The organism is Microcystis sp. M090S1 (assembly GCF_020246295.1).
Lineage (GTDB): Bacteria > Cyanobacteriota > Cyanobacteriia > Cyanobacteriales > Microcystaceae > Microcystis > Microcystis aeruginosa.
This window is the reverse complement of sequence record NZ_JADBTF010000443.1, coordinates 1-9,975: the sequence shown is the minus strand read 5'-3', so window position 1 is coordinate 9,975 and position 9,975 is coordinate 1. Positions and strand designations below refer to the sequence as shown.

The 9,975-nt window shown below is 40.5% G+C and carries 10 protein-coding genes and 1 riboswitch; all 10 genes read right to left on the bottom strand.

Translation table 11 applies throughout. The features are described 5' to 3' along the window. Nucleotides 1-353 precede the first annotated feature (353 nt). Complete coding sequence (locus tag IM477_RS19455; RefSeq protein WP_287733136.1) at nucleotides 354-1,268, bottom strand: DNA adenine methylase; 915 nt, start codon at nucleotides 1,266-1,268, stop codon at nucleotides 354-356. 73 nt (nucleotides 1,269-1,341) lie between these two features. After that, nucleotides 1,342-1,857, bottom strand: coding sequence for an alpha/beta hydrolase (locus IM477_RS19450; protein ID WP_072926031.1), 516 nt, complete (start codon nucleotides 1,855-1,857; stop codon nucleotides 1,342-1,344). A 167-nt stretch (nucleotides 1,858-2,024) separates the two neighbouring features. Then, a complete protein-coding gene (frp, locus tag IM477_RS19445) occupies nucleotides 2,025-2,351 on the bottom strand; it encodes a fluorescence recovery protein (RefSeq protein WP_287733135.1) in 327 nt (108 codons plus the stop codon). A gap of 252 nt (nucleotides 2,352-2,603) precedes the next feature. Then, nucleotides 2,604-3,566, bottom strand: a complete 963-nt coding sequence (locus IM477_RS19440; RefSeq protein ID WP_002798312.1) for an orange carotenoid-binding protein — start codon at nucleotides 3,564-3,566, stop codon at nucleotides 2,604-2,606. 301 nt (nucleotides 3,567-3,867) lie between these two features. Next, entirely contained in the window at nucleotides 3,868-4,626 is a 759-nt protein-coding gene (locus IM477_RS19435; RefSeq protein WP_287733134.1) for an ABC transporter ATP-binding protein, read from the bottom strand. Nucleotides 4,627-4,657: 31 nt separating this feature from the next. Further along, nucleotides 4,658-5,473: an ABC transporter permease gene (locus IM477_RS19430; protein ID WP_287733133.1), complete on the bottom strand. Its 816-nt coding sequence runs from the start codon at nucleotides 5,471-5,473 to the stop codon at nucleotides 4,658-4,660. Nucleotides 5,474-5,615: 142 nt separating this feature from the next. Then, nucleotides 5,616-6,656, bottom strand: a complete 1,041-nt coding sequence (locus IM477_RS19425; protein ID WP_287733132.1) for an ABC transporter substrate-binding protein — start codon at nucleotides 6,654-6,656, stop codon at nucleotides 5,616-5,618. Nucleotides 6,657-6,719: 63 nt separating this feature from the next. After that, nucleotides 6,720-7,409 carry a hydrogenase nickel incorporation protein HypB gene (gene hypB / locus IM477_RS19420; RefSeq protein WP_287733137.1) on the bottom strand — a complete coding sequence of 230 codons (690 nt, stop codon included), beginning with the start codon at nucleotides 7,407-7,409 and terminating at the stop codon, nucleotides 6,720-6,722. A 58-nt stretch (nucleotides 7,410-7,467) separates the two neighbouring features. After that, nucleotides 7,468-7,824: a hydrogenase maturation nickel metallochaperone HypA gene (gene hypA, locus IM477_RS19415; protein WP_190721754.1), complete on the bottom strand. Its 357-nt coding sequence runs from the start codon at nucleotides 7,822-7,824 to the stop codon at nucleotides 7,468-7,470. Between the two features lie 6 nt (nucleotides 7,825-7,830). Further along, nucleotides 7,831-9,009 carry an agmatinase family protein gene (locus tag IM477_RS19410; protein WP_287733131.1) on the bottom strand — a complete coding sequence of 393 codons (1,179 nt, stop codon included), beginning with the start codon at nucleotides 9,007-9,009 and terminating at the stop codon, nucleotides 7,831-7,833. Between the two features lie 68 nt (nucleotides 9,010-9,077). Continuing rightward, nucleotides 9,078-9,212: riboswitch (guanidine-I (ykkC/yxkD leader) on the bottom strand. Nucleotides 9,213-9,975: the final 763 nt, after the last annotated feature.

The following is a 9,975-nucleotide window of genomic DNA, read 5'->3' as shown; positions in this document are numbered from 1 at the left end:
GCTTCGCCCCTACAGGACGCGGGCTGATGAAGACGCAAGGTTTTGAAGCACGATTCTCTGAAAATCTGGCACCTGTTTCACGAGAAAAGCCGCAAAACCCTTACCTTGCCTACATTTCACATTTATTCAGCCAGCCCTACTTAGGACTGGCTGAATAAATCTAAAAACCTTGTTGGGTAAGACTTTTAGACTTTTTTTCTCAAAAAGTGTCAACTATTGGAGTGATCGGGGAGAAATTTAGGCACTTTTTCCCTGAAAATTAGGTAATTTGCCATCTAAAAATCGACAAAACCCCACACCCCACACCCCACACCCTACACCCTGCCCCCGGGAAAAACTTTTTGCCGCAAACCCTAATTATTGATCAGTAATTCCCAGATTTCTCCCCTATTATTGCCCTGGGAATTAATATTTCTTCGGGCTTTTACCCTTTGAATATTATAATTTTTATATAAATCATCAAAAAAATTATTGTCAGAGTCAAAGTTTTTAAGGTCGGAATTACTTAAAATAAATTTATAACCAGCCTGATCCAATCGATCGATAAATTCTTTTAATCTTATTTGCTCCTCATCGTTAAAATCTTCTTTAGTATAAGAGGTAAAAGCTGATGTTTTTTTAATCGGTTTATAGGGAGGATCAAAATAAAATAAAGTCTTGTTATTGGCATAATTTAGGGTTTGGACAAAATCCCCTTGTAGGATCGTCACTTTCTGTAAATGATGATTGACAGCTAATAGGTTTTCTTCATTGCAGATCAACGGTTTGACATATTTTCCAAAGGGGACATTAAAAAGTCCTTTGCTATTGACTCTATAAAGTCCATTAAAACAAGTTTTATTGAGAAATAATAACAAAACTGTTTTTTCTAGACAGTCATCGCAGCTGCGAGAATTAAATTCTATTCTTTTATCTAAAAAAAACTTTTGTTGTTCCTCTAGATTTTTAAGTTCATAAAAATCCTGCTGAATTTTTTTAAGCTTGACTATTAATTCTTTGACATTATTTTTAATAACATTATAAGCCCTGATTAAATCAGGATTGATGTCATTAATAATGACTTTTTGGACAGAAGAAAAATTATTTAAGACTGAGAATAAAACTGCCCCACCTCCGACAAAAGGTTCAATGTAGTTAAACTGACAATCCTGAGAAATCTGGGAATTAATTAAAGATAGAATATTAGGAACCAGTTGAGTTTTGCCTCCCGCCCACTTTAAAAAAGGTTTGGCGCTAACTGTTTTCCTTTCAGACAAAGAAGTGGTCATTATTATTACTAGATTATCCTAATCTATTCAATTTACAGCCCAATTCAAGAAAACCTGAAAGGCGGATTTGATATCAGAAAGGTAAACGGGGCATTTTTTTCAATACTGACTCAATTTGGTTGATTAAATCCAGCAGACGATTGCCATCCACATGAACCTCGCTGGTGGGATAATTAGCGAGGACTTCGATGATTTGAATCTCATTATCATTAATGGCAGAAGTGACTAGGGAACCCCGTAAAGCTTGCCGACTAGCAGCCCGATTGGGGGTGTGGACAATTTCGGCGGCGTAATCTAGCAAACTTTCGCCAAAAAAACTATTAAGAAATTTGGAAAGAAAGACGGCATCCACCGCTACCCGACGATTAAGGATTTTACGGAATTCTTCGGGTTTTTGGTTAGCCATCTTTAATTGTGCCGCTAAAGCGGGAGCTAATTCGCCTGTTTCGCTCAATTGCTTTAATTCTGATACCGATACAGACCCTTGGAAGATGTAGTATTTGATGATAGCTGATTCGGCGGCTGACAAAGATTGACAAACACCGAGAAAGATAGATATTCCTAGGGGAAGTAAAAGATTTTTGAACATAAACCAAAGGTGCAAAACAAGCGAAAAGCGGTCGGGATGATTGACTCATTCTAGCGGGATTGGTTGCCGCTTAGGAAAAACTTAAGACGGGGTTGATTATCTAGAGATGAATTTTTTAGTCACCCAACTAGAAGCAGAAAGCTGATAGCTTAATGCCAATCATTAATTTACATTCGCGAGAGGGCAGCGATTTTCGCTAGTTTATCTTTTTCCAAACCGTTGAGATCCTCTAGCTTTAACCATCCTTCCTTTAACAGTTGAGCAAAGACAAAAATTAGGGAAGTATAGCGATAGTCATATTTACCATCAATCTGATGTCGTCGGGCGCTTAGATAATCGTGCATTTGCCAGATATCATCTAAAACCGTGATCTGAACAGACTGTTCTTTAATATGTTCTATTAAAGTGCTAGTTTCTCGCTGATAGGCTTTTTGGAAAGCAGTTTGAGCAATTTCTTGTTCGGTATCTGACCAAATTATTTCACTCACGGGCATGATTTTAGTTTTAGGGATGATAATTTTGGGTTTTTGGCTAACCAGTAAACAGGAAAATTAGCTACCACGACTCTTTTCGCCGACATCTGTAAGAATGATTGTTTAGTTATTCTTACCTACATCAGAGAGGAAACTGGTGTATTTCCCAATTTTTTAAAGTCAGCTTTTTGATTGTAGAAAAAAAAGAGTTCACTTGACAAGGAACTCTAATAAATTTCATCAGAATTTTTAATGATTTCTTCCAGTAGCTATTTAGCCACGGGCAAAGTTTAATAATTCTTTCGGAGAAGCTAATAAATCGATCGCTACGAAGAAAATTTTATTATCAGGAGTTAGGAGGAAGCGCCATGCCATATTCATACCCACACCCGCACCAAACCAGGGGGTTTGTACTTTTCCCGTCACTTTAATCTGAGTAAAACCGTCATCGGCGGGTTCCACTACACCGCATTCGGGGATTAATTTCAAATTTTGGCATTCTTCGCGGAAAAAGCGATATACTGCCTCTTTACCGACGATGGGACGTTGGAAAGGTGGTTGCAGAGCGCCGTCAGGGGTGAATAATTCAATTAATACATCAAAGTCATTGGCGTTGAGGTTGTCCATATAGTTGAGGACGGTGGCATTGGTAACGCCTTCAATGCTAACTTTGGTCCGTTCGGCAATATTTTGGGGAGGAACCACGGGTTCGGAAATACGGTTATAATCGCCCAGTTTCTTGGGATCGTAGCCCATATCGACCACACAATTCCGCAGAACGGTGATTTGTTGTCCCGACTCTAATTTTTTAATACCGTCTAAAACGGCGGTAGCATTAGCAGATAGTTGATAACCCTTGGGAATTGGGGCAACACTGCCATCTTCCATCCATTGTCCTAATTGATACCAGAATCCCAGTTTGATATTAGCAGACCAAGTGCCGTAGGTACGACAAATCGGGGTGTCAGCATGGTTCGCTAAGTCGCACATCACCTGCGACTGTTGCAGGGGTGACATCTGCCGAATTTCATTCATGGTTTTTTCGGCAAACACCATACTAGCAGCGCCGGGGGCGGCAACGGTGATGGTTTTGCCCATTTCTAGGTAGGCAAACCAAATCAAGGCTAGTTGATCTTCGGTATTCAGCTGATTGAAACGCGCAATCGTGGCAGGAACCACATCCGCTGATAGCGTGTTGGGGAAAATGCTCCGCGCTGATTCGATCGTAAACGGCATAGATTCACCTTGAAGTAAAGTTTTGTATCAATTTACTCTCATTCTATCATATTTGCGCCCCAAGGCAGCACCCCTAGGGAAACTTTCCCAAAAAAAGCTGTAGTTTAGATCACACTTGCCCGGGATTATCACAAAATCTTAATGGTTGAACAACTGTTCCATCACTTATTTAGGGTTGGCGGCAGCAGCGAGCGATCGCTGTTTGGCGATGCTAGATAACGGAAAGTGTCTCTAAAGGATGATTTTTGCTGCTCTAACTCGTTTTGAACCAGGGACTACTCTTGATGATCCCTAGTTTTTTCTAGCATTTCTCACCCCGTAGCAGGCCGTAAATTTCATCCGTATAGTCATAAAACTCAGCTTGTCGTTTAATTTTATAATTACGATCTACGGGTAAATTAATTGTTAATTCCCGTTGTATAGTCCCCGGCCTAGCACTCAAAACATAAATACGTTGAGCCAAAAAAACCGCTTCATCCACATCATGGGTAATCATTAAAATACTACACCTGATTTTTTGCCAAATTTCAATTAAATATTCGTGCATTCTTTCTTTGGTTTGTACATCTAAAGCGGCAAAGGGTTCGTCCATTAATAAGACTTTGGGATGACAGGCAAGAGAGCGGGCGATCGCAACCCGTTGTTTCATCCCACCCGATAGTTCTCTAGGGTAAGCATTAGCGAATTGAGTTAAACCGACAATATCCAGATAATAACAGGCCACTTCCCAGCATTCTTTTGTCGATAATCCCTGTAGTTTTAAGCCAAATTCAACATTTTTTTGGATCGTCATCCAGGGATAGAGTGTATAATTTTGAAAAACCATGCCGCGATCGGCTCCTGGCCCTGTCACTTCAACACCATCAACGGTAATTTTGCCGGAAGTGGGCAGCTCTAAACCCGCAATCATTCGCAACAAAGTTGATTTTCCCGAACCAGAGGCCCCGACCGCACAGACAAATTCAGCACTTTCAACGTGTAAATTAATATCTTTTAGAGCGACCACAGCACCTCGTTTAGTGGTGAAAATTTTATTGAGTTGAGTAATTTCTAAGTGCATTAAGGTTCTTCTCTTATCTTGAGTTTTTCAGTTAACGAGTAATTGACCATTTACAAGTCCACTGCAAAAACAAACGAAAACTTAAATCTAGAGCAAAGCCAATAATTCCCAGGACAATTAAACAGGCAAAAATTTCATCGGTTCTCAGAAATTTCTGGGCCAATAAAATCCGTTTGCCTAATCCATTATCGGCCGCCACCAATTCCGCCACCACTACCAAATTCCAGGCGGCCGCCATATTAACACGAAAAGTATCGATAATATTAGGAATAATATAGGGAGTAATCACTTTAAATAAAACCTGTTTTCGAGTTCCTCCAAGGGTATAAGTTACTTCGATCAATTCACGGGGAATGAACTTGACCGCATCCATAATCATCAGGGTATTAAAGAAAATTGTCCCGATAAAAATCAGCATAATTTTTGACGTTTCTCCAATCCCCAAATAAATAACCAATAGGGGAATAAAAGCAGGAGCGGGCATATAACGTACAACGCCAATGATCGGTTCCATTAAACTACGAATACTCGGAAAAGTTCCCATTAAAATCCCCAGGGGAATAGCAAACAATCCTCCCAAAAAAAAGCCCCCAACTACTCGTAAAAAACTGGTAATAGTATCTTGAATTAAAAAGCCCTGTTCTGCCAATTTTCCTAAGGACTGAATAACGGCTAAAGGAGAAGGCAAAAATACGGATTCAATGCCCGCAAAACTAGAGATTAGTAACCAGAAAATAAGCGGGACAATAATAGAGGAAACCATTAAAGTCCACTTTAGGGATTCGGGAATATCCTCGGTAATCCGCCAAAAAGTGCTTTGAGGAAGCGTTTTAGGTGTTGTGGTCATGGGATTTTCCAAAGAAAAGAATAATTTTGATAGCCAATATCACCCAGTTATCAAACAATTCTTGCAGTCAACTTGTCTCCCTAATCAATCTTGTAGATAGAGAATTGGAACCTTTAATTTCTCGATCTACAAGAGGGGCTAATTAGGCTTTTTTGTCTTGATTTGCCAAGGCTTTGACAAATTGGGAATCTAGAATAGTTGTTAGATCGGGTACTTTTTTAATAAAGCCAACTTCCATCATAAAATCAGCCATTTTTTGAGCAGCAAAGGGCATATTTTTCATGGTTTTCCCTGGACTAAAGGCTTCTAGGTTTTCTTCTAAGGTAAAAAACTTCGTTCCCTCTTTATATAGGGCTAATTCTTCTGGACTAATGCCCGCACGCTTGGCCATAATCTCATCGGCTTTTTGGGGATTTTTAGCCATAAACTCTCGAACATCAAACCAGGTTTTGACAAGAGCCTGAACCTGTTCTGGTTTTTCTTTGATTAATTTGGCACTGACAACTAACAAATCAGGAATAGCACCTGAAAAAGCTTTAGAACTAATTAATTCTTTAGAACCTTTTCGTTTAAGTGCTGTTGACCAAAAAGGTGGAAAAGCAGCGACTGCATCTACTTTTCCCGATGCAAAAGCGGCAGCAGCAGCCCCTGTTTCCATGGGGACAATTTGCACATCTTTACGGCTCATTCCCTCTTTTCCTAGGGCTAAACTGAGGAGAAAGTCACCGACAACGCCTTCTTCAACAGCAACTTTTTGGCCTTTTAAATCTTGAATCGTTTTAATCTCTTCTGTGACAATAATTTTATCATTTCCTGACGAGTTATCATTGACTAAAACAGCAACTTGACCATTGACTGCATCTCCTGCAAAAGCTATGGTATCGTTGAGAGTTTGACTATTTCCATCTAATTGTCCGGCAGCTAAAGCTTGTAAGGATTCAAGATAACCATCAAACCATTTCATTTGAACATTAGCCCCATTTTTAGCAAATAATCCCTCTTCTTCAGCGATCGCCCAGGGCCACCAACCGGCCCAATTACTATAACCGATGACAATGGGGGCAGTATTACTCAGAGAACTACTTGCATTGGGGGTTTGCTGAGGAGCTTGATTGCAACTAACGGTCAGGAGTAAGCTACTAAAAAAAACGAGAGGTAAGGAGAAAAAATTGCGCCGTTTCATAGGTAATAGCCTTTAGAGATGACAGCTAGTAAAACAGAAATAAATCTCAAAAACTGTTACTGATTAACAATTCAAAAAACTCGGTCTATTGACTTGGCTTTTTAGCCAATTTAACCACTCTTCTAAACCTTCTCCTGTTTGAGCAGAAAGAGCGATAATCTTTACATCGGGATTCATAGAGCGAACATTTGCCTCTAAACTTTTTAAATCAATCTCTAAATAAGGAGCCAGATCTAATTTGGTAATAATCAGACAATCCGCTTCTTGAAACATAATTGGATATTTGAGGGGTTTATCTTCTCCTTCAGTAATACTTAATAGAGCAACTTTAGCGTGTTCCCCTACCTCAAATTCGGCGGGACAAACTAAATTTCCCACATTTTCCACCAACAATAAATCAAACTCTTTGGGGTTATAATCTTCTTTGAAACGATGAATTCCCCCGGCTACCATTTTGGAATCTAAGTGACAGGAGCGACCCGTATTAATGGCAATCACGGGAACTCCATATTGTCTCAGGCGCTCTGCATCTAGTTCTGTAGTCATATCGCCTTCAATAACAGCCATTTTTAATTGATCTTTTAAGGCTGCGAGGGTTTTTTCCAATAACACAGTTTTACCCGCACCAGGACTGCTCATCAAGTTTAAACAGGTAATGCCCCACTCGTCAAAATGTTCCCGGTTGTGATCGGCTCCTGTTTGATTGGCATGAAGTAGATTAATTTCTAGGGCCGCGTCAAAAGTTTGGTGCATTTTAATTGAGAATGAATAATTGATCATCGAACTTTTATAAGCGATCACCCAACTTTGTTTAAGAAAGTAAAGAATATTCAATGTGGTCAATTTTTAACTCTCGACCTGAACGAATATCCTCCATCGGTGATCGGCAAGTTGGGCAGGAATATTGCTGGCCAATTTGGGGTTGATAATCTTTTTGGCAGCAATGACAATAAGCAATTAGGGGAATATTTTTAATGGCTAATTCCACGCCAGCAAGAAAAGTATTGGCAGTTTGAACTTCAAAGGCAAATTGTAAACTGACCGGTTCAACACAGGTAAATTCACCAACCATGAGATGAATTTTTTCAATTTTGAGCTTTTCAGGTTGGCTATCATACCAATCTCGAACTGTCATAATTAACGCCTTGGTCATATCAGTTTCGTGCATAGGAAATTACTGCCAAGGTTCATCAACCTCCATATTGGCATCAGGATGAATATAATAGGGCTTTTCTTTACGCGGTAATTGACCTGAAATAACCAGATGAGCCATCGCATCACAAATAACACGAGTAGCCATCAAAGAGGTCATATCACTAATATCGTAGGGAGGGGAAACTTCCACCACTTCCATGCCACAAATGGGAGCTTTTTGGATAATTTTACCTAATAAAGCTAAGGCTTCACGGGGCAGTAAACCGCCCGGTTCCGGCCAACCTGTACCGGGGACAAAACCGGCATCAATGCAATCAATATCAAAACTAATCCAAACGCAATCCGTACCATCTAAAGCTCGTTCTAAGGCAAATTCGGCGGCAGCATCAATGCCTCGTTCTACAATGTCGGTGACGGTCAAAATATTAGTGGCCCGCTCGCGGCAAACTTTAACACCTTGACGGGGAACTTGCCAACCCCCAATCCCTAATTGGACGAGATTCTTAGCAGGAGCATTTTTCATATTGGTGGCATGAAACCAGGGGCAAGTGTGCATCCGTTCATCTAAATCTGTTTCCTGGGTATCCACATGGCGATCAAAGTGAATAATACCGACTTTTTTATCCCCTAAATGCCGACAAATACCCCGCACTGTCGGAAAACCAATAGAATGATCACCCCCTAAAATAATCGGCAAGGCGCCGGAACTAAAGACATGGGCAACCCCCTTCGAGATTTGATCGAAGGACTTTTCATTATTAGCAGGAATGGTGAAAATATCCCCCAGATCACAGAGAGTAATTTGTTCCCGCAGATCTACTCCTAATTCAAAATTGTAGGGCGTATAAAGAGCCGAAATCCGCCGAATTCCCTGGGGACCAAAACGAGTTCCGGGTCGGTAAGTTGTCCCCGAATCATGGGGAACACCCACGATGGCCACGTCATAATTGCCCACATTCCGCACATCTTCCAAATAGGGGGCCTTCATAAAGGTGTTAATTCCCGCATAGTGGGGTAACTCACCCCTGGAAAAGGTGGGAATACTGCGATCGCGAATACTATCGGCCGCCTCTAAACCGTAGGTTAACCCCTGAGAAACTTCCTGTTGCCAACCGGTTAGGGGCAAATGGCGTTCTTTTTCTAGGGCCTGTTCAGCTTCGGTTAAATGCGGGGGTTGAAAAGTAGATTCCTCGGACATCATTTCACCTCAAAATACAATAACCCGGGAGTCTTCAAAGACACTGCCTCAAAACAGTTATCCTTAAAGTCTCCCGGGCTTTTATCCCGCCGTGTAGCCAGCTTAGATGGAAAAAATTTTTGATCCGCTCGTTTAAGACTAGCTTGCTCCTCTCGGACCTGACATTTAAAGACGCTTAAATCGGAACCCTAGAAGCAATTTCTTTGACCTTAGACGATCTCAATCCAAAAAACAGTATCACAGACTACAAAAAAGGGGATTTTTCCCGCTTAAATATGGTTTGCTGAATAATTTTGTTGGTGGGGGCAGGGTGTAGGGTTTTACCAGTTTTCAGGTGGTCAACTACCTAATTTTCAGGGAAAAAGTGCCTAAATTTTGGCGTTGTCAGATCAGAATATGAAGAATGAATTGCGACACAACGAAAGCCTTGCTCTTAAAGCGTTGTCAAGTCTGCTCTCATGCGCGATTATCTTCACACTTGACAACGCTTGTCATTTTTGGTAAGTTATGGCGTAATTGCAAGCTCAACAATATTTTTTAGGAGGCGTTTAGTCATGACATTAGCAAAACTAATCAGAAACTCCGTCGGGGGGGGCTAATACTTATCAGTCTTTCCATCGCCAGTGGAGTACAAGCGGCAACTATTACAATTCCGGTGACCGTTAACAGCAAAGCTGCTCCTTGGCTTTGGGATAATACGACTCTGAATACAGCTTATCAATATGGAGTGAAGGATAACATAGCTCCAAGTACAATCAATAGCAGTTCTGGGTTAGATTTTGCCGCCGGAAATGCTCTGACAATTAATAGACCTCTTGCATAATTTTTTTATGGTATAATATAAGGTTTTGCTTTTTTCTCAATTCTTAGATTGAAGTGGGAAAAAGAATAAAATGTGATCTTAGGTCAGGAAATCATCTATAATTTTGCTATGTTTATTAGCAAAAATATGGATTATCAAAACTT